This is a genomic window from Pantoea sp. S18, from assembly GCF_045689705.1.
In the GTDB taxonomy this organism is placed as follows: Bacteria; Pseudomonadota; Gammaproteobacteria; order Enterobacterales; family Enterobacteriaceae; genus Pantoea; species Pantoea symbiotica.
This window is the reverse complement of record NZ_CP142688.1, coordinates 3,738,724-3,763,517: the sequence shown is the minus strand read 5'-3', so window position 1 is coordinate 3,763,517 and position 24,794 is coordinate 3,738,724. Positions and strand designations below refer to the sequence as shown.

At 55.3% G+C, this 24,794-nt stretch carries 25 protein-coding genes and 1 other RNA gene; 9 read left to right on the top strand and 17 right to left on the bottom strand.

Going from position 1 to position 24,794, the window contains the following annotated elements:
- Positions 1–7 precede the first annotated feature (7 nt).
- Both VIJ98_RS17390 and VIJ98_RS17385 read right to left on the bottom strand, forming a co-directional pair.
- Positions 8–403 (bottom strand): YraN family protein, encoded by a 396-nt coding sequence (locus tag VIJ98_RS17390; protein ID WP_323275243.1) that lies wholly within the window; start codon positions 401–403, stop codon positions 8–10.
- The gene (locus VIJ98_RS17385; RefSeq protein ID WP_323275242.1) at positions 361–2,379 is read right to left on the bottom strand and encodes a penicillin-binding protein activator; all 2,019 of its coding nucleotides are present in this window, start codon (positions 2,377–2,379) and stop codon (positions 361–363) included. Before VIJ98_RS17385 ends, VIJ98_RS17390 begins: the two co-directional genes overlap by 43 nt.
- 62 nt (positions 2,380–2,441) lie before the next feature.
- Between VIJ98_RS17385 and rsmI the strand changes: the two genes are divergently transcribed.
- From rsmI to VIJ98_RS17360, 5 genes are all read left to right on the top strand, one after another.
- Entirely contained in the window at positions 2,442–3,305 is an 864-nt protein-coding gene (gene rsmI / locus VIJ98_RS17380; protein ID WP_008103529.1) for a 16S rRNA (cytidine(1402)-2'-O)-methyltransferase, read from the top strand.
- Between the two features lie 33 nt (positions 3,306–3,338).
- Positions 3,339–3,717: RNase P RNA component class A (gene rnpB, locus VIJ98_RS17375), an RNA gene on the top strand.
- Positions 3,718–4,127: 410 nt separating this feature from the next.
- Positions 4,128–4,478, top strand: coding sequence for a multidrug/spermidine efflux SMR transporter subunit MdtJ (gene mdtJ, locus VIJ98_RS17370; protein WP_061720162.1), 351 nt, complete (start codon positions 4,128–4,130; stop codon positions 4,476–4,478).
- Positions 4,465–4,794, top strand: a complete 330-nt coding sequence (gene mdtI / locus VIJ98_RS17365) for a multidrug/spermidine efflux SMR transporter subunit MdtI (protein ID WP_061720161.1) — start codon at positions 4,465–4,467, stop codon at positions 4,792–4,794. Before mdtJ ends, mdtI begins: the two co-directional genes overlap by 14 nt.
- Positions 4,795–4,886: 92 nt before the next feature.
- Positions 4,887–5,846 carry an AraC family transcriptional regulator gene (locus VIJ98_RS17360; protein WP_323275239.1) on the top strand — a complete coding sequence of 320 codons (960 nt, stop codon included), beginning with the start codon at positions 4,887–4,889 and terminating at the stop codon, positions 5,844–5,846.
- Positions 5,847–5,882: 36 nt separating this feature from the next.
- On the opposite strand, the gene VIJ98_RS17355 is transcribed toward VIJ98_RS17360, so the two are convergent.
- From VIJ98_RS17355 to VIJ98_RS17305, 11 genes are all read right to left on the bottom strand, one after another.
- Positions 5,883–6,941: an NAD(P)-dependent alcohol dehydrogenase gene (locus VIJ98_RS17355; protein WP_154155018.1), complete on the bottom strand. Its 1,059-nt coding sequence runs from the start codon at positions 6,939–6,941 to the stop codon at positions 5,883–5,885.
- A gap of 203 nt (positions 6,942–7,144) precedes the next feature.
- Positions 7,145–8,119 (bottom strand): glutathione S-transferase family protein, encoded by a 975-nt coding sequence (locus VIJ98_RS17350; protein WP_323275235.1) that lies wholly within the window; start codon positions 8,117–8,119, stop codon positions 7,145–7,147.
- 80 nt (positions 8,120–8,199) lie between these two features.
- Positions 8,200–8,610 (bottom strand): DoxX family protein, encoded by a 411-nt coding sequence (locus VIJ98_RS17345; RefSeq protein WP_008103518.1) that lies wholly within the window; start codon positions 8,608–8,610, stop codon positions 8,200–8,202.
- Between the two features lie 207 nt (positions 8,611–8,817).
- The gene (locus VIJ98_RS17340; protein ID WP_008103516.1) at positions 8,818–9,102 is read right to left on the bottom strand and encodes a YqjK-like family protein; all 285 of its coding nucleotides are present in this window, start codon (positions 9,100–9,102) and stop codon (positions 8,818–8,820) included.
- Complete coding sequence (locus VIJ98_RS17335) at positions 9,099–9,497, bottom strand: phage holin family protein (protein ID WP_175501688.1); 399 nt, start codon at positions 9,495–9,497, stop codon at positions 9,099–9,101. The genes VIJ98_RS17340 and VIJ98_RS17335 overlap by 4 nt, the downstream gene beginning before the upstream one ends.
- A 2-nt stretch (positions 9,498–9,499) precedes the next feature.
- Positions 9,500–9,805, bottom strand: coding sequence for a YqjD family protein (locus tag VIJ98_RS17330; protein ID WP_008103512.1), 306 nt, complete (start codon positions 9,803–9,805; stop codon positions 9,500–9,502).
- A gap of 35 nt (positions 9,806–9,840) precedes the next feature.
- Entirely contained in the window at positions 9,841–10,212 is a 372-nt protein-coding gene (locus tag VIJ98_RS17325) for a DUF1090 domain-containing protein (RefSeq protein WP_139221405.1), read from the bottom strand.
- Between the two features lie 174 nt (positions 10,213–10,386).
- The gene (gene mzrA, locus VIJ98_RS17320) at positions 10,387–10,755 is read right to left on the bottom strand and encodes an EnvZ/OmpR regulon moderator MzrA (protein WP_154155024.1); all 369 of its coding nucleotides are present in this window, start codon (positions 10,753–10,755) and stop codon (positions 10,387–10,389) included.
- Positions 10,752–11,429, bottom strand: coding sequence for a DedA family protein (locus VIJ98_RS17315; protein ID WP_008103505.1), 678 nt, complete (start codon positions 11,427–11,429; stop codon positions 10,752–10,754). Before VIJ98_RS17315 ends, mzrA begins: the two co-directional genes overlap by 4 nt.
- Positions 11,430–11,764: 335 nt before the next feature.
- A complete protein-coding gene (gene exuR, locus VIJ98_RS17310; RefSeq protein ID WP_008103503.1) occupies positions 11,765–12,538 on the bottom strand; it encodes a transcriptional regulator ExuR in 774 nt (257 codons plus the stop codon).
- A gap of 88 nt (positions 12,539–12,626) precedes the next feature.
- A complete protein-coding gene (locus VIJ98_RS17305; RefSeq protein WP_008103499.1) occupies positions 12,627–13,928 on the bottom strand; it encodes an MFS transporter in 1,302 nt (433 codons plus the stop codon).
- 373 nt (positions 13,929–14,301) lie between these two features.
- Between VIJ98_RS17305 and uxaC the strand changes: the two genes are divergently transcribed.
- Genes uxaC through VIJ98_RS17290 form a run of 3 tightly spaced genes read left to right on the top strand, consistent with a single transcriptional unit; the run spans position 14,302 to position 18,663 of the window.
- Positions 14,302–15,717, top strand: a complete 1,416-nt coding sequence (uxaC, locus tag VIJ98_RS17300; protein ID WP_323275229.1) for a glucuronate isomerase — start codon at positions 14,302–14,304, stop codon at positions 15,715–15,717.
- Positions 15,718–15,719: 2 nt separating this feature from the next.
- On the top strand, positions 15,720–17,168 hold the full coding sequence (locus tag VIJ98_RS17295; protein ID WP_323275865.1) for a tagaturonate reductase: 1,449 nt from the start codon (positions 15,720–15,722) through the stop codon (positions 17,166–17,168).
- 4 nt (positions 17,169–17,172) lie between these two features.
- Positions 17,173–18,663, top strand: a complete 1,491-nt coding sequence (locus tag VIJ98_RS17290; RefSeq protein WP_323275225.1) for an altronate dehydratase family protein — start codon at positions 17,173–17,175, stop codon at positions 18,661–18,663.
- A 33-nt stretch (positions 18,664–18,696) separates the two neighbouring features.
- Here the strand turns inward: VIJ98_RS17290 and sstT are convergent, their stop codons facing one another.
- From sstT to VIJ98_RS17275, 3 genes are all read right to left on the bottom strand, one after another.
- Positions 18,697–19,944, bottom strand: a complete 1,248-nt coding sequence (sstT, locus tag VIJ98_RS17285) for a serine/threonine transporter SstT (protein ID WP_008103491.1) — start codon at positions 19,942–19,944, stop codon at positions 18,697–18,699.
- 232 nt (positions 19,945–20,176) lie between these two features.
- On the bottom strand, positions 20,177–21,148 hold the full coding sequence (locus tag VIJ98_RS17280) for a TerC family protein (protein WP_008103489.1): 972 nt from the start codon (positions 21,146–21,148) through the stop codon (positions 20,177–20,179).
- A gap of 258 nt (positions 21,149–21,406) precedes the next feature.
- Positions 21,407–22,393: a Gfo/Idh/MocA family oxidoreductase gene (locus VIJ98_RS17275; protein WP_323275863.1), complete on the bottom strand. Its 987-nt coding sequence runs from the start codon at positions 22,391–22,393 to the stop codon at positions 21,407–21,409.
- A 139-nt stretch (positions 22,394–22,532) separates the two neighbouring features.
- Here VIJ98_RS17275 and VIJ98_RS17270 point away from each other — a divergent pair, with 139 nt between their 5' ends.
- On the top strand, positions 22,533–24,221 hold the full coding sequence (locus VIJ98_RS17270; RefSeq protein WP_008103484.1) for a chloride channel protein: 1,689 nt from the start codon (positions 22,533–22,535) through the stop codon (positions 24,219–24,221).
- Here VIJ98_RS17270 and VIJ98_RS17265 read toward each other — a convergent pair.
- The gene (locus tag VIJ98_RS17265) at positions 24,218–24,718 is read right to left on the bottom strand and encodes a M48 family metallopeptidase (protein ID WP_008103482.1); all 501 of its coding nucleotides are present in this window, start codon (positions 24,716–24,718) and stop codon (positions 24,218–24,220) included. The genes VIJ98_RS17270 and VIJ98_RS17265 overlap by 4 nt on opposite strands.
- Between the last annotated feature and the right edge of the window lie 76 nt (positions 24,719–24,794).

Sequence of the window (24,794 nt, the reverse complement as noted above, 5' to 3'; positions counted from 1 at the left end):
CCTGGTTCTATCCATCGGCATTAAAGGCATCGGGCAGCCACTCCAGCTCACGCCCGGTAATGGCAATGATGTCAAAACGGCAATTCACCGTATCAAAACTGCCGCCACGCGCCAGCAACCAGAGTGCGGCGGCACGCAGCAGCTTTTGTTGTTTCTGGCGCGTTACGCTGGCGGCGGCACCGCCGTAGCGCGCATCGCGTCGATAGCGCACTTCAACAAATACCCAGCAATCGGCGTCGCGCATAATCAGGTCAATTTCCCCGCTGCGACAGCGTACATTGCTGGCGAACCACTGCAGCCCGGCGCGCTCCAGATAGCGACGCGCCAGCTGTTCCTTCTCAGCGCCAATGCGCTGGCGGTTTACTGCACCGGAACGATCTGTCCCTGACGATACTGGTTCCATGCCAACTTCCTGTTGATCACGCAATCCGTGTCGGCGTTCAGCTTGCCGGTGTTGCCATCAATGGCAAAACCTGGCACCTGACGCATCTGGTTAAAGTGATTCGCCAGCGTCCAGGCATCAATGCCCATCGCGTAAAGGCGAACCAGCGAATAATCGTTATTAAACGACTTCGCCGCCTGCTGCATCAGGCCCGGATTGCTGCCGGACAACAGCGGGATATCGCTGAACTGCAGGCCATCCATCTCCAGACGGAAGTCCGGTCCGGCACCCGCCTGCGCACTGCGCGAACTCGCGTACAGCGCGGTGTTATTGCGGCTGCTGGTACGCATCGCAATCATCGGCTTGATTAGCTGCAGCTCATCCTGGCTGGCGACGATGTATACCGCATCCACGCTAGCGCTGCTGGCATCGGCCGCTGGTGCCGGTGTGCTGGTTTGCGGCGCAGGAATCGTTAAGCCCGCAATCGCCACGCTCTGCGACTGCGCAGGCTCAACGTTCAGCGGCGTGCCGCTTAACGCGATACCCGCACCGCTGTTGATGCCTTGCTTCAGTTCGCCGACACCGCCAAAACGCTGCTGCAGTACGGTTGATCCACCCAGCGTTTGCCACTCTTGCGCGAAGGCTTTACTGATACGGTCGCCATAACTGCTGCGCGGCACCAGTAACAACGGCTGGCGTTTACCTTGCTCGTAGATATGGTGCGCGGCATCGCGCGCTTCGTCTTCAGGAGAAAGCGCAAAGTAACAAATATTCGGATGGTTCTGGATCTGTTCGGGTTCATTCAGCGCCAACACGTTTAGCGGAGTGTTGCTATTGGCAACGGTTTCAACGTCATTTTTTAGGAGTGGGCCGACCACCAGCGTGGCGCCATCTTGCTGAGCCTGCTGCATCACCTGCGCAATCGGCTGGCTGCTGGTGTCATACACTTTTACCTGCGCATTGCTGTTGCCCTGTGCCGCAGCCGGTTGTGCGGCTGGCTGTGGCTGCTCGGTTTGCGGTGGTGTGTTACCGGCAACGGCGGGGCTGACAACGCTATTAGCGTCGGCTGGCGGCTGTGCGCTGGCATCGGCTGCAGCAGGCGCTGGCGCGGCTTGCGGTGCCGGCGCGTTGAGCACGCCATTGCGCGCATCGTTGAAGCCTTTCTGAATCGCGTTAGCAAATACCTGCGCCTGGCCGTTGAGCGGCAGCAGCAGCGCGATGGTGTTGGTCGACGCTTTAGTGAAGTTCTGCACCTGGCTGAGCTGGGTTGGCAGCGTCTTCGCGCCTGGGTTCTGCGGATAACGCGTCTGCCAGTCCTGAATCGCCGCTTTCAGCATTTGTGGATCCTGGCTGTTTGCGCGCCAGGTATTCAGCAAATCGAGCCAGCCTTGCAGCGTATTTTCGTCAGCATTGATCACCAGACTGTTGATCTGATCCTGCGTCATCTGCGTCAGCGCTTGCCAGGTTGCATCGATATTACTCTGGTGATCGGCACCTTTCAGCAGCGGCTCCTGCGCAATATAGGCACGCAGCAGAGGAAGTGAAGGACGATTCTGTGCCGCTGCGATTTGCAACGCGTAGTAGCGCACCTGCTGATCCTGTGACAGATCGCCAGTTTTGACCTGAGCAAGCTGCTGTTGCGCACCGCTGTAATTCTGCTGACCAACCTGCATCTGCGCGCGCAACAGCAGCAGTTCTTGCTGTTGCACATCGCTTAACTGCTGCGGCAGCTGATTGAGCTGATTCGCTGCCTGCGGATACTTTCCTTCCTTCAACAGGGCACGGATGGCAAGTAATTGCCAGTCGGTCTTGCTATCATCGCTGCTTTGCTGCACCTGTTGCAGATAATAGTCAGACCGGCCAGTCGCAGGACCCTGAATATTGACGTTAGAGGTTTGTTGCGGTCCCTGACCACTACAGGCGGCTAAAATCAGCCCAGCGAGAAGAACAGGTACTAAGCGTCCTGCTTTATGACGTACGACTTTTGAAGGAAGCATACTGTATCCAGTGATGTTTTTTTCAAGATGCTCAATATTAAATCGGCAATTCGGATGAAACAATGAAACAACTCGATCGGGCAGAGATTTCTGCCAGCACGCTCTATATCGTTCCTACCCCGATCGGTAACCTGGGTGATATCACTCAACGAGCGTTGACGGTGCTCTCAAGCGTCGATCTAGTCGCAGCGGAAGATACACGTCATACCGGGCTGTTGCTACAACATTTCGCCATCAATGCGCGACTCTTCGCACTTCACGACCACAACGAACAGCAGAAAGCTGAGGTGCTGTTAGCCAAGCTACAAGAGGGCCAGAGCATCGCGCTGGTCTCCGATGCCGGCACGCCGTTAATCAACGATCCCGGCTACCATTTAGTACGTCGCTGCCGGGAAGCTGGCGTGCGCGTGGTGCCGTTGCCAGGCGCCTGCGCGGCGATTACAGCATTAAGCGCCGCGGGATTACCGTCCGATCGTTTCTGTTACGAAGGGTTTCTACCGGCCAAAAGCAAAGGACGTTGCGATGTGCTGCGCGCGCTGGGTGAAGAGCCGCGAACGCTGATTTTCTATGAATCGACCCATCGCCTGATCGATAGCCTGCAAGATATGGTCAGCGTGTGGGGCGCCGAGCGCTACGTGGTGCTGGCGCGTGAGATCACCAAAACGTGGGAATCTATTCAAGGCGCACCGGTGGGAGAGTTGCTGGCGTGGGTGCTGGAAGATGAAAACCGCCGTAAAGGTGAGATGGTGCTGATTGTAGAAGGCCATAAAGCTGATGAAGAAGCGCTGCCGGCTGAGGCGCTGCGTACTTTGGCATTGCTGCAAAAAGAGCTGCCATTGAAGAAAGCCGCTGCGCTGACGGCGGAAATTCATGGCGTGAAGAAGAACGCACTCTATAAGTACGCGCTGGAGCAGCAAGAGGCGTGACAAACGCTGGCAGATCGCCTATTATCCCGCGCCGAAGCTGACTAGACAGTCGCCGCTTTGTCGTCGTCCTCTTTCGGGGGGAGACGGGCAAAGGGGAGGAAAGTCCGGGCTCCATAGGGCAGGGTGCCAGGTAACGCCTGGGGGGCGCAAGCCTACGACCAGTGCAACAGAGAGCAAACCGCCGATGGCCCAGTAATGGGATCAGGTAAGGGTGAAAGGGTGCGGTAAGAGCGCACCGCGCGGCTGGCAACAGTTCGTGGCACGGTAAACTCCACCCGGAGCAAGGCCAAATAGGGGTTCACAAGGTACGGCCCGTACTGAACCCGGGTAGGCTGCTTGAGCCAGTGAGCGATTGCTGGCCTAGATGAATGACTGTCCACGACAGAACCCGGCTTATCGGTCAGTTTCGACTTTTTTAAACACAAAACCCGCTTCGGCGGGTTTTGTGTTTTCTGGGGCTAGGATGAGGGCATCAACCCGCACATAATTAATTAAACTCTCCCACGTAAAGAAATGAAAATCCCTGAAAACATTATTGCCGCTATGCCAGAATAAGCGCGTGTTTAACTACTGAGGACAAATTTAATCCACACTGACGAGAAGCAACAACGTGGATAAGTTGTAATTTTATGGACAAAATGTTTGCGCCAAATAAGGCTTCACTCTCTTCCTTCCTTTCTGTATCAAACTGCTCAATCTGCGATCAGCACTGGCGCTTCGCGCTTTAGTTCCGTTCTCTCCTATTCTGACTTTTTAATTTAACTTTGCTAACACGCTTATTTTCGCGTGGGTGGCGTTTATTTCTCGTTCAGGAGAGAAATCATGCTGTATTGGATTTTATTGGCGCTGGCGATCGCTGCGGAAATTATTGGTACCGTCTCAATGAAATGGGCCAGCGTAAACGGTGGCAACGCCGGCTATATTTTTATGCTGGTGATGATCGCGCTGTCTTATATTTGTTTATCCTTCGCCATCAAGCGGATTGCCCTTGGCGTGGCGTATGCCATGTGGGAAGGCATTGGCATTCTGTTTATTACGCTGTTTAGCGTGCTGTTGTTCGATGAAGCCTTATCCGCCGTTAAAGTCGCCGGCCTGCTGACGCTGATCCTCGGTATTGTGCTAATCAAATCAGGCACGTTGAGTCGCAAGGAGCTGCGCCATGGCAACGTTTAACTGGCTACATATCGCGTGGCTGGCGCTGGCCATTGGCCTGGAGATCGTCGCCAATATCTTCCTGAAATACTCCAACGGTTTCCGCCGTCCACTGTTTGGCGTGCTATCGCTGGTGGCGGTGCTGGCAGCGTTCAGCGCGCTGGCGCAGGCGGTGAAAGGGATTGATTTGACGGTAGCCTACGCATTGTGGGGCGGGCTGGGATTGGTCGCCACCGTGGCAGCAGGCTGGATTCTGTTTGGCCAGCGTCTTAGTCGGGTTGGCTGGCTGGGCGTGGGATTGTTGTTGCTCGGTATGGTGCTGATTAAGTTTGCCTAAAGAGCCCGGTCGCACAATCCACCTCAACTTAGCGACGGCAATAGTTTAGGCTAGCGATCATTCTGCTCTGCTCAATCACGGGTGAACATAGCATGCATCTTCAGCAGATCGATCGCTGGCCAAACACGCTACGCGAGGAAACCGCCACGTTGCGTCAGGATATTGCGGCACACTTACAGCGCTATACCGGCAACCGGACCAATATCGTGACGCCATTTCGCGGCGTGATGATGGCCGAGTTGCATGAGCCGACACCGCCAATGTCCTACATTTATGAGCCCAGCCTCTCGCTGATTATTCAGGGTGAAAAACGCGTCTCCTTTGGCGATACGCTTTACACCTATAACGAGTCGCGTTTTTTCCTCACCGCCGTCAATTTGCCTACCGTTGCAGAAGTCCCGTACGCCAGCGCAGAAGCCCCGTTTATGTCATTGCTGCTCCAGCTAAATTTACCGCTGGCTCGGGAAGTGATTGCCGATATGGAGCAGCATGGCAACTGCATTAATCGGCAGAATACTGGCATGTCGCTGGGCGCGGCAGACTGCGCTCTGTTACATGCGGTGCTGCGCTATCTCGCTAATCAAGATTCGCCGCATAACAGCAGCTATGTCAGCGATCTCATTCAGCGCGAAATCCTGTACCGCATCTTAACCAGTGAAGCGGGCAGCGTGTTTCGTGAAACGGTTTTGACGGGAACCAGTAGCCAGCGTGTCTCAATTGCCATTAACTGGCTGCGAGAAAACTATGAACAACCGCTGAAAGTCGAAGCGTTAGCGCAACTGGCGGGCATGGGCGTTTCTACTTTGCATCACCATTTCCGCCGCATGACTACCATGAGCCCGCTGCAATTTCAGAAGCAGCTACGCCTGCATGAAGCGCGCCGGTTGCTGATTGCAGAGCCGGTGGATGCATCAAGTGCGGCAATCCGCGTCGGCTATGAAAGCGTGACGCAATTCCATCGTGAATATAAGCGCATGTTTGGCGCGACGCCGATGCGGGATAAGGAGCAACTTCTGGCGGGAATAGGCAATCTGGCTATTGCGATACGCTAGCATCAGCCGGGCGCACCGGCTGATGCTGAACGGCCATTAATCGGCAGTTAATGATGCCATATCAATCACAAAGCGATACTTCACATCGCCTCGCTCCATGCGCTTAAAAGCATCATTGATTTGCTGCATATTGATGGTTTCACAATCCGGATGGATGTTTTTGCGCGCGCAGAAATCCAGCATCTCCTGCGTTTCCGCAATACCACCCGAAGGTGAACCGGTAATGCGGCGGCGGCCCATAATCAGTGGTAACGAACTGAATGCTTCCATATTGCCGAGCGCGCCCACAATCACCAGCGCACCTTCGACATCCAGTAATTGCACGTAGGGTGAGACATCGTGACGGGTTGGAATGGTATCGATGATCACATCAAACGATGATGCTGCCTGCTGCATTGCCTCGTCTGAAGTAGAAAGCAACACATGCTCTGCGCCAAGCTGGTGCGCCTCGTCGGCTTTGGCCGCACTGCGGGTAATTACTGTGACTTCCGCACCCAAGCCCGCCGCCAGCCGCACCGCCAGATGACCCAATCCACCGATGCCCACCACGCCAACGCGCGATCCCGGCCCAACATTCCAGGTGCGTAACGGCGAATAGACGGTGATGCCGGCGCACAGCAAGGGGGCAGCGCGCGCCGGATCGAGTCCTTCCGGCACATTCAGGACAAACTCTTCACGCACCACCACATGTTTGGCATAGCCGCCGTAAGTGATGTCGCCGGTCTGGCGATCGCGGCCGTTGTAAGTCACCGTTGGAAATTCGCGGCACATCTGCTCTTCCTGGCGGCGACACTGATCGCAAGTCTGGCAGCTATCAACAATGGTGCCGACCGCCACCAGTTGACCGGGCTTGTAGCGTTTAACGTCGCTGCCGATATCCATTACGCGGCCGATTATTTCATGGCCGGGCACTAGCGGATAAACCGTTGGGCCCCACTCCTGCCAGTCATTTCTCGCCTGATGCAAATCACTGTGGCATACGCCGGAGTAAAGGATTTCGATGGCCACATCATTGCTGCGCAGTGCGCGGCGCTCGAAGGCAAACGGGGTTAACGGCGCGTCAGCGCTCAGGGCAGCATAACCGTAGGTTTTCATAGTCGCTCCAGTTTACGGTGAATGTTCGTCAACTGTAGCCAGGGTGATGGCGGGAGAGTGAGTCTGATTCTGCCTGATAATTGCCTGTTTCTCTGAGGCGGGAGCGGCGAGTTTTGCCCTCATCCTAATCTTCTCCCAGAGCGAGAAAGATTAATCGCATTAACAGTTCCCTCTCCCTTTGGGAGAGGGTTAGAGCGAGGGAGTTAACCCCGCCCGTGCGGTTCATCCCAGTCAAATGCTGGGCCCAGCGAAATCACGCCGCTTGGGTTGATGGTTTTGTGGCTGCAATAGTAATGATGACGGATGTGCGGCAAATTCACCGTGTCGGCGATGCCCGGCATTTGATAGATGTCGCGCAGGAAGCCGCTCAGATTGCGGTAATCACTGATGCGGTGACGATCGCACTTAAAGTGGGTGACGTAGACCGGATCGAAGCGCACCAGCGTGGTCCACAAGCGCAAATCCGCTTCGGTCAGTTGGTCGCCTGTGAGATAACGGTGTTGACCGAGAATCTGTTCGAGACGCGCTAATGAATGGAACAGCGCTGTCACCGATTCATCGTAAGCTGCCTGCGAAGTGGCAAAACCGCTTTTATACACGCCATTGTTGACCGTGTCGTAAAGCCAGCTGTTCACATCATCAATCTTGTCGCGCAGCGCCGCGGGATAATAGTCACCCGCACGGGCACCTTGCGCATCGAACGCGCTGTTGAGCATGAGCATGATGTCGGCGGATTCATTGCTAACGATGGTTTGCTGGGTTTTATCCCACAGCACCGGCACGGTCACGCGGCCGGAATAGTGCGCATCGGCGTGCAGATAGATTTGATAGAGAAACTCTTTTTGATACAGCGCGTCGCCGGTGGCGTCAGGGAAGCTGGCGTCAAAGGTCCAGCCGTTCTCCAGCATCAGCGGATGCACCACCGAAACTGAAATCATCTCTTCTAATCCCTTGAGCTTAAGCATCAACAGCGTGCGATGCGCCCACGGGCAGGCAAGCGAGACGTAAAGATGGTAGCGACCACGCTCAGCAGCGAAGCCCGCTTTGCCGGTTGGACCGGCGCTGCCATCGGCGGTAACCCAGTTACGCCAGACGGCTTCTGTGCGTTTGAAGCGGCCACCAGTTGACTTCGTATCGTACCAGGTGTCGTGCCAGACACCGTCAATCAGCTGTCCCATAAGCCCTCCATAATAAAAAGGGGCGAGGAAAATCCCCGCCCCTGATATTCAGTATATGTGTTCTCTAACGCTTATGCTGCTTAGCGTGCGGTCGCTGGCTGAACGCGCTGACGAATCAGACGGTCAATGCTGTAAGCGCCTGGACCAACCAGACCCAACACCAGGAAACCACCGGCGATGGAGAGGTTTTTCATGAACATCAGCTGGTTAACACCTTCCGCGAAGTTGCTGTGGAACAGGAACGCGGTCAGCAGGGTAAAGCCAGCGGTGAACAGTGCGGTAAAGCGCGTCAGGAAACCGAACAGAATCGCCAAACCGCCGCCGAACTCCAGCAGAATAACCAGCGGCAGCAGGAAGCCTGGGACGCCCATCGCCTGCATGTATTGTGCGGTACCGGCGTAGCCAGTGATTTTGCCCCAGCCTGCGGTGATAAACAGAATGGTCATTAGTACGCGTGCTACCAGCAGGCCTGAGTCTTCGAATTTTTTCATCATCTACTCCAACAAGGTTTTTGTTGCAGGTTGTTGGCCTGCGGGTTTTGAATCCCCTTGAACCGGTTGTTTCAGTTCAATGGGCTGATGGAGGAAGATGATAATCGCAGGTTGGAAGAGTTGTAAGCGAGATAAACTGTCAATGTTATTCAGTAAATTTGAGGAGGGCGAAACCGAATCGACTAGATCCGGTTTTAGAGAGAGGAATTAGCGAGTATTCAAGGTTGATTTGATCATGCGCCAGGTGCTCCAGACGCCGAAACCACGTTTGGCCCAGCGCAGCAGGCGATTGGGGCTGCGAATCGACCAAATCGCCAATGCGCTGCTGCCAATCGCCAGATAACGACGCATGCCGATGATGGTTAACCATCCGCGATCGTATTGCGCGGTGCTGGTCAGCCAGTCGCGGCTGTCGGCGCTGAGATCAAGCCGCTGCTGCTGCACCTGATTGAGCAGTTCGTGAATGCGTGCTTCACGTTCGCGGCGGCTCATGAGCGATGCTCCTCCAGCAGTTTGCGATCGGTATCCAGCTCTTTACGCGTATGGCGCAGTAGCGTTGACTGACGCGATTTGTATAACGTCCACAAACCGAAGATCAGCGCCAGCGCAAACAGTACCGCAGTGGTAATCGCAATCGCCATCAGACGATATTGTGCATCCACCGCCCAGATGATCAGCACCATCAGGCTCATAAGACCGAAAGCGGTAAACAGCATGGTAAGGCCAACCATCATCAGCATCTGAATCAGGTTTGCCTTTTCCTCTTCCAGTTCCACAATCGCCAGTCGGACACGCGTCTCGACCATGCTGACCAGCGTGGTAACTATCCGTTGACCGATGTTAAAGACCCCTTTGCCGGGGCCGTGGCTTTGCTGACTATCACTCATCATTAACGCCGTGAGATTAAAATGCCGATGAGAATACCTACCGCTGCACCAATACCCACGCCGTGCCACGGATTATCACGCACGTATTCGTCCGCTTTCTCCGCCGCTTCACGCGTGGTTTGTGCAATACGTTCGCCGGAATCGCCGAGACGTTCACGGGAGCTTTCAATAGCGCCGCGCGCTTTATGACGCAGCTTATCCAGCTCACCTTTGGATTTATCTGCTGAGCTGCTCAGCACTTCTTCCAGGGTATCAGCCAGATTTTTCAATTCAGCGCGCAGATGTTCAGATGTTGATTCTTTAGCCATGGAAATCTCCTTTTACAGCATTTAGTTAAGTCCGATTAATAAGGTTCAGCTTCAAGCTTTTTCAGTTCGTGCTGCGCCTCTTCCAGCTTACGTTCGCGCTTCTCAATTTTGTCCTTGTCGCCATCCTGACGCTCTTCTTTCAGCTCACGCTCGCGTTCGGCGATTTTGTGCTTCTGATCGGCGATACGTTCACTGTGTGCGGATTTCAGCTTCTCATCGGTGCAGCCTGCGCGGACTTCGGTCAACGCGCGCTCCAGCCCGGTGACGCGGCGCTGGTTGTCGTGCTGTTTCGCCATATCGATCTCGCGCTGAATATCCTGCTCTTTTTGTTGGCAGAGCGATTCAGCCGCCAGCAGCGAACCCGAGAGTGAAAAAAGAATAGCACCTAGCAGTAATTGATGTTTCATCAGGTTGTGACCTTCCATTGTTGATGACCTGCCTGAGAGCAGACAGGAGAGGCTTCCCAGCATGTCTTAGGCTTACGCTACCTCTAAGGATAGACAGCAGACGAAAAAATTCAAAGAAGACGCGGGGATAGCGAGGATTAGCTCACCGCCTGGCTTAGCGTCAGGCGGTGAAATTTAGCTGTAAGTTGGGCGATTAGCGTCGGGATATTGCTGCGAAGCCTGCGGGCCAGCGGCAACGACAAAGCCTTGTGGCAACAGGCGCTTCAACACTTTCTGCGCCGCGAGGCTCTGTTCTTCATTCTCAAAATGAATCACCAGCGCATCGCCTGAAGGCGTAATACTTTTGATACGCACGCCCTGCGCGGAAAGTTGCTGATAGAGATAAAAACCATCGGGCAGATTGGTGCCGCTGTTGGCGACACGAATCTGCACCACGGTTTCATGCTGCATCAGAGTCGGAACGAAACAGATCGCCAGCAGCGCCAACGCGCCACCCAGCGCCCAAGGCAGGAAACGCCTTGGGAATCCACGGAATTTGATCATGACTGTGAATTCCCGTTACGCGTCGACTGACGTTTGCGCCAAATCACCACTAAAGAACCGACCAGACCAATCACCAGCAGCACCAGTGGCAGCAGCATCAGGCACAACATCAGTTCATCTTCGTAACGACGGAAAATCGGAGTTTTGCCCAGCGCGAAGCCCAGCACGGTAAGGATCAGCACCCACAGGAAGCCGCTTACCCAGTTGAAGAACTGAAAGCGCGCATTACTCAGGCCAGAAAGCCCGGCGATGGTCGGGAGCAAGGTGCGGACAAAGGCAATAAAGCGACCCACCAGCAATGCAGACAAGCCATGGCGATGGAACAGTCGGTGGGCGCGTTGATGATATTGCGCAGGCAGGTGCGATAACCATTTTTGCACGGTAGGCGTATTACCGAGCCAGCGACCCTGAATGTAGCTTACCCAGCAGCCAAGGCTGGCGCCGGTGGTCAGAATCAGCAGTGTCAGCGGGAAACCCATGGTGCCTTTAGCAATCAGTACACCCACCAGAATCAGTAAACTATCGCCGGGCAAAAACGCGGCGGGCAGCAGTCCATTTTCCAGAAACAGAATCATGAACAGCACGCCATAAATGGCCCAAACCAGCGTCGGGTCGGAGAGCATTTCGTAATCCTGCTGCCATAAGGCATGCAGCAATGCTTGCAAAATATCCATCAATCATTCCTGAACATCATTGTTAAACGTGCCCGTGAGGGGCTTAGGCGCAGACTGGCGTTGGTTATACATTTTAGATAAGCAGCCTGAGCAGGAGTTTCCGGATCCTTCCAGAATTGATTGTTAAATCAGCGACTTTATAAAAGCCCTGTCGCAAAGGGTAATAAAAGGGCGATAACTGTAACAAAAATAACGTTATCCAGACAGGGGAAAGTGCCCGCCGCACAGGAGTTTTACCTTTAGACGCTGGTGGTCCAAAGGAGCTTTACATGAGCTGACACTATTGCAGACTAACTGACTTTTTCGGCAACAAAACGGCTGAAAAATAAGCAGGATCAGCGTGGGTTTTCGCTACCTTCAGGCAGGATGACCGGATTTTCAGCAAACATGTAACGGTCGACGTTAAATTCAAAATCGTCGGTGGTGGCGTTAAACAGCATCTGCTTAGTATTTTCCAGATGTTGCCACATTGCCAGCTTACTGGCGGCGGGATCTTTGCGAATCAGGGCTTTGAGGATCTGGTCGTGATCGTCACACCAGCTAGTGATATTTTTGGCATCAATGTGTTCGTGCAGCTTCAGCCAGTAAGGATTGTGCAGACGATGTAGCCACATCTTCTCGACAATCGCCGCTAAGGCGCTGTTCTGCGTCGATTGTGCGATGCGCACGTGAAACTCCATATCCCACGCCGAATCGCGCGAATGATCTTCCTGACGCGCTTTCTCCTGAATCGCCATCAATGCCACGATGTCCTGACGCGTTACCTGCGTGGCGGCAAACTCAGCCACGTTGCTTTCAATCAGCTGGCGCGCCTGCAATAACTCGAAGGGACCGAAATTGGCGAACTCCAGCTGGCTGGAGGTCACCACGCGGTTCTGCTGCTGGCTACTGATGACGTGAATGCCGGAACCTTTCCGCACCTCCACGTAACCTTCCACTTCCAGCATGATGATCGCTTCACGCACCACGGTACGGCTCACCTGCATCTCTTCCGCAATCAGACGTTCAGCAGGCAGCTTGTCGCCAACCCGGTAATCGGCGGCTTCAATGCGGCGTTTGAGTTCACTGGCGAGCTGTTGATAGAGGCGTCGTGATTCGGTCAGGTCCATTGCGCGGTCCGCTGTGGGAGAAAGTTGAGTTGTTATACCACTTCAGCCGCACAGAGGAAATGGGCTGGCCGATGCCAGCCCGGTGAGTTTAGGTGCGTACCGCAGCGGACTGCACTGCGGGCTGATCGTCGAGTTCAGAAACAGGCTGGTTTTTCAGGACCGTCCAGATAACCACCGCGCCTAACAGATCAAACACCGCCAGCGCCGCGAACAGCGGGCTGAAGCCCAGCGTATCGGCCAGCGCACCAACCACCAACGCAAACATGGTGCTCGCCGTCCAGGCCGCCATGCCGGTTAAGCCGTTAGCGGTAGCCACTTCGTTACGGCCAAACACATCCGAAGAGAGGGTGATCAGCGCACCAGAGAGCGCCTGATGGGCAAAACCGCCGACGCACAGCAAGCCAATCGCGACATACGGACTGGTGAACAAACCGATAGTGCCTGGCGCAATCATCAACACTGCGCCCATGGTGACCACCAGCTTGCGCGAGACGATAAGGTTGACGCCAAACCAGCGCTGGAACAGCGGTGGCAAGTAACCGCCGACAATGCAGCCGAGATCGGCGAATAGCATCGGCATCCAGGCAAACATGGCGATCTCTTTCAGGTTGAAGCCGTACACTTTGAACATAAATAGCGGTATCCACGCGTTGAAGGTTCCCCACGCCGGTTCGGCGAGGAAACGCGGCAGCGCAATGCCCCAGAACTGACGATTGCGCAGGATCTGGCGCGCCGACATCTTCTTGTTATTGCCGGTTTGATGCTGCAGTTCCTGGCCGGCAATAATGTAGTGACGCTCCTCATCGCTCAGCTTGGTTTGCTGTTTGGGATGTTTGTAAAACACCAGCCAGCAGATGGCCCACACCATGCTCAGCACGCCGGTAATAATGAACGCCATTTGCCAGCTGTGCGCCATGATCGCCCACACCACCAGCGGCGGCGCCAGCATCGCACCAATCGACGATCCCACATTGAAATAGCCCACCGCCACCGAACGCTCTTTGGCGGGGAACCACTCGCTACTGGCTTTCAGGCCTGCCGGAATCATCGCCGCTTCGGCGGCGCCAACCGCACCGCGTGCCAGCGCAAAGCCGCCCCAGCTGCCCGCCATCGCGGTTGCGGCACAGAAGATCGCCCACAGCACGGCAAACACCGCATAACCGATTTTGGTGCCGAGCATGTCCAGCACATAACCGGCCACCGGCTGCATGATGGTGTAGCACGCCGAGTAGGCGGCGACGATGTAGGAATATTGTTGTGTGGTGATACCCAACTGCGTTTCCAGCGTGGGCGCCGCAACGGCAATGGTATTGCGCGTCAGGTAGCCGAGCACCGTGCCCAGCGTCACCAGCCCAATCATGTACCAGCGTAGCCCTTTGATCTTACGCATTATTAACCTCGTCCAGTCTGTCGTTGCGGTTTTACCGCTGTAGTTATCTGGAGCGGGAAGATGTGAACAGTGCTGCTCACTCCCGCAGTTCCTTGCCTGTGCCATTAATCCCGTTAGCAACGGAGCGAGAGGTTAACTTGTTATACAGCTTCAAAAGTTGAATGCCATCACATAAACCTTGCGGCGCGTGTGTGATAGAACGAAAGATCGTTAAAACAGCCATTTAACGCAATATCCACAACAGAATCGTCCATATACCCACAGTGAAACTGTCATTATTGTGAGTCGGATCGCAAACAATTTTGCCGTTTGCCCAAATTGGTATGATAACTTTTAGTTAAAAGCCATCTGGCTACAAAATGAGGAAGCAGGTATGTCGCGTTTTATGAGTGAGGATTTTCTACTCGACACCGAGTTCGCCCGTCGTCTGTACCATGACTACGCCAAAGACCAGCCGATTTTCGACTATCACTGTCACTTACCGCCGCAGCAGATTGCCGATAACTACCGCTTCACCAACCTCTATGACATCTGGCTCAAAGGCGATCACTACAAATGGCGTGCGATGCGCGCTAACGGCGTGCCGGAAGCGTTATGTACCGGCGATGCCAGCGACCGTGAGAAATTTAATGCCTGGGCGCGCACCGTGCCGCATACCATCGGCAATCCGCTCTATCACTGGACGCATCTCGAATTGCGTCGACCTTTTGGCATCACCGATGTGCTGTTGAACGAACAGAGCGCGGAACGCATCTGGCAGCAGTGCAATGAGCTACTGGCGCAGGACGCATTCAGCGCGCGCGGCATCATGCAGCAGATGAAGGTGAAAATGGTCGGCACTACCGACGATCCGCTCGATGACTTACAGCATCACCGCAAGCTGGCGCAGGACAACAGTTTCGACGTCAAAGTGCTGCCGAGCTGGCGTCCGGACAAAGCCTTCAATATTGAGCTGGAGAGCTTCCTGCCATGGATTCAGCGCTTAGAGCAGGTGGCGGATGTCAGCGTGCTGCGCTTTGACGATCTGCGCCGCGCCTTAAGCCAGCGGCTCGATCACTTCGCCGCGCATGGCTGCAAAATTTCCGATCACGCGCTGGATGTGGTGCTGTTTGCGGAAGCAGATGAAGCCACGCTGGACGGCATTCTGGCGCGCCGACTGCAAGGCGCAGCGCCTTCCGCCGAAGAGACGGCCCAATTCAAAACTGCCGTACTGGTGTGGCTCGGCAGCGAATATGCGCGCCGTGGCTGGGCGCAGCAGTATCACATTGGCGCGCTACGCAACGCTAATCGTCGCCAGTTCGATATCCTCGGCCCAGATGTTGGTTTCGATTCGATTAATGATGCGCCGCTGGCGATACCGCTGGCGCGCCTGCTGGATGCGCAAAACCGCAATAACGCGCTGCCTAAAACCATCCTTTACTGCCTCAACCCGCGCGATAACGAAGTGCTGGCGACTATGGCGGGCAATTTCCAGGGTGAAGGCGAACCGGGCAAGCTGCAATTTGGTTCGGCGTGGTGGTTCAACGATCAATTGGATGGCATGCAGCGCCAGATGACACAGCTGGCGCAAATCGGCCTGCTGAGCCGCTTTGTCGGCATGCTGACTGATAGCCGCAGCTTCCTCTCCTACACGCGCCACGAATATTTCCGTCGTCTGCTGTGCCAGATGATCGGCAATTGGGTGGAGCGGGGCGAAGCGCCTGCCGACGAAGCGTTGTTGGGGCAGATGGTACAGAACATTAGTTTCAACAATGCGCGCGATTACTTCGGCATTGAGCTGGGAGCCTGATGATGCAGCGACTTAACCGTCACGATTTTCCCGGCGCGCACTATAGCGAACGTGTGATCCAGTTTGGTGAAGGCAATTTCCTGCGCGCTTTTATCGACTGGCAACTCGACTGGCTTAATCAACATCAAGACACCGATGCGGGCGTGGTGGTGGTGCGGCCGCGCAATCGCGTGGTGGAAGAGACGCTTAATCAGCAAGATGGCTTGTACACCACGCTGATTCGCGGGCTAAACACGGCGGGCGAGCAGGTGAGTGAAGCCCGCCTGATCCGCAGCGTGAATCGTGAAATCCACCCGTATCAACAGTTTGAAGAATTTCTCACGCTGGCACGCGCGCCACAAATGCGTTTTGTCTTCTCCAATACTACGGAAGCGGGCATTGCCTTCGCAGAGCAGGATCGGCTGGACGATACGCCCGCCTCTTCCTTCCCCGGCAAGCTGACGCAACTGCTGTGGGCGCGCTTCAACCATTTTGCTGGCGCCAGTGATAAAGGTTGGCTGGTGGTGCCCTGTGAACTGATCGATTACAACGGCGACACGCTGCGTGAGCTGGTGCTGCGCTACAGCCAGCATTGGCAGTTGCCGCCGGAGTTTGCCCGCTGGGTGCAGGATCACTGCGCGTTCTACAACACGCTGGTGGACCGCATTGTCACCGGCTATCCGGCGGATAGCGCGGCGATCGAAGCTTCACTGGGTTATGAAGATCGCTATCTGGTGGCGGGCGAAGTCTATTACCAGTTTGTGATTCAGGGGCCGGACGCATTGGCGCAGGAACTGCAGCTGCACGCGCTGGCACCGGAAGTGAAGTTGGTTGAGGACATCACGCCGTACAAAGCGCAAAAGGTGGCGATCCTCAACGGCGCACACACCGCGCTGGTGCCGGTGGCGTTTCAGGCAGGGCTGGAGAGCGTCGGAGACGCGATGGATGACGCGCAGATGGCCGGTTTTGTCGATGCGCTGCTGCGTGACGAGGTGATCCCAACATTGGATCTGCCACGCGATGAGCTGCACGCCTTTGCCGACGCGGTGCAGCGTCGCTTCCGTAATCCCTTTATTCGCCATGCGTTACTCTCCATCGCCCTCAACGGCATGACCAAATTCCGCACCCGTTTGCTGCCGCAACTGCTGATGTCGCAGCAGCAAAACGGTCAATGGCCGGTGCGCCTGACTTTCGCCTTTGCCGCGCTGCTGGCCTTTTATCGCGGTGCAGAGGGCGAGCGTCACTGGCCGCTGCAGGACGACGAACACTGGCTGCAGCGTTTTGCTGAGCTGTGGCCAGCGGTAAATAACGATAAACAGACTCCGGAACAGTTGGTACGCGCGGTACTGAGCGATGCCAATCACTGGGGCGAAGATCTCACTCAGCGGCCCGGATTAGTCGCCGCAGTCAGCCAACACCTGCAAAACATCATCGTCCACGGGATGCGGACGGCGTTGACACAACTGAGATAACGCTATGCAAGATGCCATTAGAATACATTCACGCGACAACGTTGCTGTGGCGTTGCGCGATTTGCCAGCCAATACCCAGGTCGAAATCAATCAACAGACGATCACCTTGCAGCAGGAGGTTGGGCGCGGGCATAAATTTGCGTTGCAGCCTTTAGCCGCTGACGCGCTGGTGATCAAATACGGTTTGCCGATCGCGCACGCCACTCAGCCGATTGCGGCCGGTGAGATCATCCACTCCAGCAATGCGCGCACCAATTTGAGCGACGTGGATGAGTACGACTATCAACCCGATTTCCTCGAACTGCCGCCGCAAGCAGGCGACCGCGACGTGCAGATCTACCGCCGCGCCAGTGGTGAAGTGGGCATCCGTAATGAGTTATGGATTCTGCCCACTGTCGGCTGCGTGAATGGCATCGCACGGCAAATCCTGACGCGCTTTATGAAAGAGACCAATGACGCCGAAGGCATTGATGGCGTGCATCTGTTCAGCCATCCGTTTGGCTGTTCGCAGCTTGGACAAGATCACGAGAACACCCGCACCATGCTGCAAAATATGGTGCGCCATCCCAATGCTGGCGCGGTGCTGGTGATTGGCCTTGGCTGCGAGAACAATCAGGTCGATGTGTTCCGTGAAACGCTTGGTGGTTTCGATAGCGATCGCGTGCAGTTCATGGAGTGTCAGAAGCAGGATGATGAAGTGGAAGCGGGGTTGGAGCGTCTGCACGAACTCTATCGTGCCATGCGCGAAGATCAGCGTCAGCCGGGCAAACTAAGCGAGCTGAAGTTTGGTCTGGAGTGCGGCGGTTCGGATGGTTTCTCCGGCATCACCGCCAATCCCATGCTGGGCTGTTTCTCCGACCAGATGATTGCCAACGGCGGCACCACTGTGCTGACCGAAGTGCCGGAGATGTTCGGCGCAGAGCGTATCCTGATGAGTCGCTGCCGCGATGAAGCCACCTTTGAAAAAACCGTGGCGATGATTAACGACTTCAAGCGCTACTTTATCGATCACCAGCAGCCGATTTATGAGAATCCCTCACCCGGCAACAAAGCCGGCGGCATCACCACGCTGGAAGAGAAGTCGCTTGGCTGTACGCAGAAGGCCGGACAAAGTCAGGTGGTGGATGTGCTGAAGTACGGTGAGCGCCTGCATACGCCGGGACTCAATCTGCTAAGTGCGCCGGGAAACGATGCGGTGGCCACCAGCGCGCTGGCAGGCGCGGGCTGTCACATGGTGCTGTTTACCACCGGACGCGGCACGCCGTATGGCGGTTTTGTGCCGACGGTGAAAATTGCCACCAATACGCAGCTCGCCGATAAGAAGCCGCACTGGATCGATTTTAATGCCGGACGTTTGATTGAAGGGATGAGTATGGCGGCGATGCTGGAGGACTTCGTCGATATGATTGTGGCGATTGCCAATGGCCAACCGGCGCGCAATGAAACCAATGATTTCCGCGAGTTAGCCATCTTTAAAAGCGGAGTGACGTTGTAGAACCAGGTCGCCATGAATGGCGACCTGGAGCAATTATTCCGATTCTGACACCGTACGACGCGGCTCGCGCTCGGCTTCGGCCTGGCATACGGCGGCGGTAAACAGAATATCCGTCGAGGAGTTCAATGCAGTCTCGGCGGAATCCTGCAGCACGCCAATAATGAAGCCCACCGCCACTACCTGCATCGCCAAATCATTCGGAATACCAAACATATTGCAGGCTACCGGGATCAGCAGCAGCGAACCGCCCGCCACGCCGGATGCGCCACAGGCACACAGCGACGCCACCAGACTCAACAGAATCGCGGTTGGCACATCCACCGAAATACCCAGCGTATGCACTGCAGCCAACGTCAACACAGTGATGGTGATCGACGCACCGGCCATGCTGATGGTGGCACCCAGCGGGATCGACACGGAATAAGTGTCCTCATCGAGATTGAGGCGCTTCGCCAATGCCATATTCACCGGGATATTGGCCGCTGAACTGCGGGTGAAGAATGCGGTGACGCCACTTTCACGCATGCAGGTAAATACCAGCGGATAAGGGTTGCGGCGGATCTTCTGGAACACCAGCATCGGGTTAATCACCAGCGCCATAATCAGCATGCAGCCGAGCAGCAGCGTGAGCAGATTGGCGTATTCCCACAGCGCATCAAAACCGGTTGAGGCAAGGATGGAAGCTACCAGGCCAAAAATCCCCAGCGGCGCACAGCGGATCACGCAGCGCACCACCCAGGTTGCGGCATTTGACGCATCATTAAGAAACGCTTTGCTGCTTGGGCTGGCATGACGAAACGCCAGACCCAATCCCAGCGCCCACACCAGAATGCCGATGTAGTTGGCGTTCATCAGTGCTTCAATCGGATTCGACACCATGCTCATCAGCAAACCATGCAGCACTTCGGCAATGCCCGACGGCGGCGTAATTTGCGTAGCACCGACGTTCATCGACAGCGTCTGAGGGAACAGATGGCTGAAGATCACTGCCACAACCGCAGCAAAGAACGTGCTGAGCAGATACAGCATGATAATCGGGCGGATATTGGTTTTCTGTCCCTGCTGATGGTTGGCGATCGATGAGATCACCAGTACCAGAACCAGCAGCGGCGCGACGGCTTTCAGCGCACGCACGAACAGCTCGCCCAGCAAGCCAACGGCCAGTGCGGCATCGCGTGAGAACCACGCCAGCGCCACGCCCGCCACCAGGCCGATCATGATTTGTTTTACCAGGCTTCCTGCGAACAGCGCGCCCAGACGTCCAATAAAGTTGTTTTGCATATCACAGTCTTTTTATATTCGCGGTCATGAGTATTGTGCGCGGTTCCACCACGCACAACGGTTTGCCCGGCGGAGTATAAGGAAAAGAGCTTATGAGGAAAGAGATAATTCTGTGCATGCGTGGCAGATCGGTTTTTTGATCTGCTGATGATGGGAAGTGTGACAGATATATAAAAGGCGAAGGTTGCCACTGGCGAAACAAAGCAGGGGCGATTAGCGCCCCTGCAGAAGATTATGGTGAGATCTTCTTCTGGTCGTTTCTGTGGTTCACCCAGGCGTTGATCAGCAGCGTACCGCCGAGAATCACGCCCACTACCGTCAGCGAGATGCCGACAGGAATGTGATAAAACTCGACGATCAGCATCTTGATACCGATAAACACCAGCACAATCGCCAGGCCATATTTCAGCATCGAGAAGCGCTCCGCCACGTTAGCTAGCAGGAAGTACATGGCGCGCAGGCCGAGAATCGCGAACAGGTTTGAAGTCAGCACAATGAACGGATCGGTGGTCACCGCGAAGATGGCGGGAATGCTGTCTACGGCGAAAATCACATCACTCAGTTCAACCATGATCAGCACCAGCAGCAGCGGCGTAGCAAACAGCACGCCGTTTTTACGGGTGAAGAACTTCTCGCCGTCGAGGCTATCGGTCATACGCAGATGCTTGCGCAGCCAGCGCACCACCGGCTTGTCGCCAACTGTGCTGTCATCTTCCTCTTTCGCCAGCGCCATTTTCAGGCCGGTGAACAGCAGGAAGGCGCCGAATACGTAAAGGATCCAGCTGAACTGGGTAACCAAATAGCTGCCAGCAAAGATCATGATGGTACGCAGCACAATCGCGCCCAATACGCCATAAATCAGCACGCGGCGCTGCAAGTTGGCCGGGACAGCGAAGTAACTAAACAGCATCAGCCAGACAAAGACGTTATCAACCGCCAGCGCTTTCTCTAAAACGTAGCCGGTGAGGAAAGCGAGAGTTTGCGCGGTGGCGACTTCGCGCCCGGCGGTGCCGTCGAGATACCACCAGAAGGCGGCGCTGAATAGCAGTGAAACGGAGACCCAAATCAGCGACCAAACCGCTGCTTGTTTGAATGACATGGTTTGTGCGCCGCGTCGGCCCTGCAATAGCAGGTCGATCGCCAGCATGATGAGCACTACAACAGCGAAGCTGCCCCAAAGTAACGGTGTGCCAACTGAGTGCATAGTCGTATCCTTTTCCAGAAATAAAAAAAGCGGCTGAAGTCAGAAGACGTCAGCCGCTTTGATCGTGCTGCAAGCAAACCTCGCCTTCCGGCAAGGTCTCACTTACAACTCAGAATAGGTTCCGGGTTGCCTGACGACCGGATGCGTGGCGCATCGTAATGACGATCAATCAGCTTACAAGTTACTCCCCTTTGCAGCGCTCAACATACGGAGTTCGATAATCGCTTTCAAGAGGGCTCCAGAAATGTTTTGCAATATTTACACTTCAGCCTGATCTGCCGGGAATACCACGCCGGTCTGGCGGCGGATTTCCGTGAGCAGTTGCGCCGTAATGCGCGAGGTTTCTAACCCCGCATGCTCAACTTCACCGGCTTCTACCAATTTGGCGAAGGTTTCAGCTTCATACAGCATGGTGTTGATGTGCTGCGGCTGCGTCAGGTTTTGGCTCTCGCCGCCGCGCGGGATAAAGCGCAGTTGCTGGCATTCGGAGATCTTTTCAATTATCAGCGATCCCGCTTCGCCCTGAATCTCACTCGGGATCAGTGAATCGCTGACTTTTGAGTGCAACAGCGTGACATCAAAATCGCCGTAGCCCAGCACCACCACGCCATGCGCATCAACGCCACTTTCCAGCAGGGAAGCTTGCGCTTTGACCTGCTGCGGCGCACCCCACAAGGTGACGGCGGCGGCGAGGCAGTAAAAGCCGATATCCATGATTGAGCCGTTCGACCAGCGAGGATTAAAGGTATTCGGGTTCTCGCCATCCAGATAGCGTTGATAACGCGAGGAGTACTGGCAATAGTTGATCAGGGCTTTACGCAGTTTGCCCAATTGTGGCAGCGTTTTTTGCAGTTGCAGGAACGTCGGCAGGCTGGAGGTTTTAAAGGCTTCGAACAGCACCACCTGATGCTGGCGTGCGCAGGCAATCATCGCCTCGGCTTCACGCAGGTTAGACGCCATCGGCTTCTCGCAAATCACATGCTTGCCGTGCGACATAAACAGTATCGCCTGCTCACTGTGCAGCGCATTAGGACTGGCGATGTATACCGCATCAATCTCACTGCTGGCGGCAAGTTCGTCCAGTGAGGTGAAGGTCAGCTTGCAAGGATAATCCACCACAAAAGCGTCGGCCTGCTGCTGATTACGCGAGTAGACGCCGCTCAGCTTCATCTTGCCGGTTTCATGCGCGGCGTCGATAAACTGGCGGGTAATCCAGTTGGTTCCCACGATGGCGAAACGAATCACGTGCTGCTCTCCTGCTAAAGTAAAACGGCAGAGTAACATGTTCATCTGAGCGCCAGGCAGGCGAAATTTGATCCTGAGATCCGCATTCCAATATGATGATGCCGCACAACTTTTTAACCGACTTAGCGGGGACGCGCGGGTGAGTGGAAGTAAACATGCTCTGAACTGGACCACATTACTGATCGCCATCCCCGTTGGATGCGTGGCCTCGTTGGTGACGCTGGCTTTTCGCGGCGTGATCGATGTCATTAACCGCCTGCTGTTCAACAGCGATAACGAAATCACCGTGGCGATGCATGTCTGGCCGTGGATCTTCTGGCCGCTGCTGGTGGGCGCGGGCGGCGTTATCGCCGGTTTTTTCCTGCGCTATGCGGTGGCGATTGAGAAACAGGAAACGGTGCAGACCGATTATCTGGAAGTAATTAATGCGCGCCTTGATGCGGTGCCGACCAAAACTTCGCTGTTCCGTGCGCTGTCGTCGATTGCCAGTATCGGCAGCGGCGCATCGATTGGTAAAGAGGGGCCGATGGTGCAGCTATCGGCGCTGAGCGGCAGTTTAATCGGGCGCTGGCTGCCCAAATCGCTCAATCTGCGCAACAGCGATATCGTGGCTATGGCCGCTGCTGCCGGGCTGTCGTCGGTGTATCACGCGCCGCTGGCGTCGGCGATATTTGTGGCGGAAATCGCGTTTGGTATCTCGGCGCTGCAACGCTTGATTCCGTTGATTGTTTCGTCGGCGGTGGCGGTAATGACCATGTGGTCGCTGGGTTTCCGCAGCGCGCTCTATCCGTTATCCGAAGCGCTTTTTCAGATGGATATCAGCAGCTTGCTAATGACGTTGCTGATTGGTTTTGTCGCTGGATTCGCCGGTTGGCTGCTAATAAAACTCATTGCGCGCAGCAAGGCGCTGTTTGGCCGGGTGCGTTCGCTGCCGTTACGGCTGGGCGCGGGTGGATTAGCGGTGGGCTTTCTGGCGCTGATCTCCACCGATATTCTCGGTAACGGTTACGAAGTGATCGTCAAAATCATTGATGGCCAATATCTGCTGATGGGTTTGCTGGGATTGCTGGTGTTAAAAACGCTGGCGACCACGCTGTCGGTTGGCTCCAACGCGGTGGGCGGGCTGTTTACCCCTTCATTATTGATCGGCGCACTGCTTGGCGTGGCGCTAGCGCAGATTGGCGTGATGTTGCATTTACCGGTCGGCAATACCTTGCTGTATGCGGCAATCGGCATGGCGGCGGTGCTGGCAGCGGTCAGTCAGGCACCGTTAATGGCGATGCTGATGGTGTTAGAGATGACGCTGAATAGTAGCCTGCTGTTCCCGATCATGATCGCGTCGGTGCTAGCGTCGATGGTGGTCTATCGCTTGCAATCGTCCAGCACTTATCCGGTGGTGAGCAGTCACTTCAGTCGTTCCGAAGCCAAGTATGATTTCGATAACATGCGCGTCGATCAGTTGATCATTCCCGGCGCGGCGCTGCAGCCGGAAGAGTCGGTGGGGCAGGCGCTGGCGGTGAGCTCACTCAAGCGTGAACGCTATGTGTATGTGATTAATAGCGAAGGGCAATTTCTTGGTGTGGTGTCGATTCACGATATCTCACGCAAGGTGCTGTCGCAGGAGATCACGCTGCATTCGCCAGTCAGCAGCGTGATGGACAATAACTTTCCCTGCATTTATCAGAATCAAAGCATGCGTGAAGGTTGGGAAGCTTTTGCCCGCGTCACGCTTGAGCGCTTGCCGGTGCTGAATAATCCGCAGGAGCGCCGTTTTATGGGCGCACTGACCAAAACTAGTTTGATTCAAAAAGCGCAGGAGTTTCTTTAAGCCGCGTTGCCGCGCATCGCCTGGTCGGTCATCCACAAGCGGGCGTCAAACTCCAACTGATGATAATCCGGTTCCATGTGGCAGCAGAGTTGGTAAAACGCTTTGTCGTGCTCTTTCTCTTTGAGGTGCGCCAGCTCGTGCACCACGATCATGCGCAAAAACGCTTCCGGTGCGAGGCGGAAGAAAGTGGAGATGCGAATCTCCGCTTTGGCTTTGAGATTGCCGCCTTGCACGCGCGAAATCGCCGTATGCAGCCCCAGCGCGTGCTTCATCACCTTGATCTTATTGTCCCAAATCACTTTGCTCACCGGCGGTGCGCTGCGCATATAGCGGTTTTTCAGCGCCTGGGTGTAATCATAGAGCGCGCGGTCGCTGACGATATTGTGCGTATCGGGATAGCGTTGCTGAAGAAATGAACCTAAACGCTCATGTTCGATCAGCGTCTGAACCTGCTCGAGGATGTTTTCAGGGTAACCCTGCAGATAGATTAATGACATTGGGATTCCCGGCGAAAGACAGTATACTGCGCCCCCTTTTTAGGGCGAAAATCGCGCAAAGTGTACCACGCCGGAG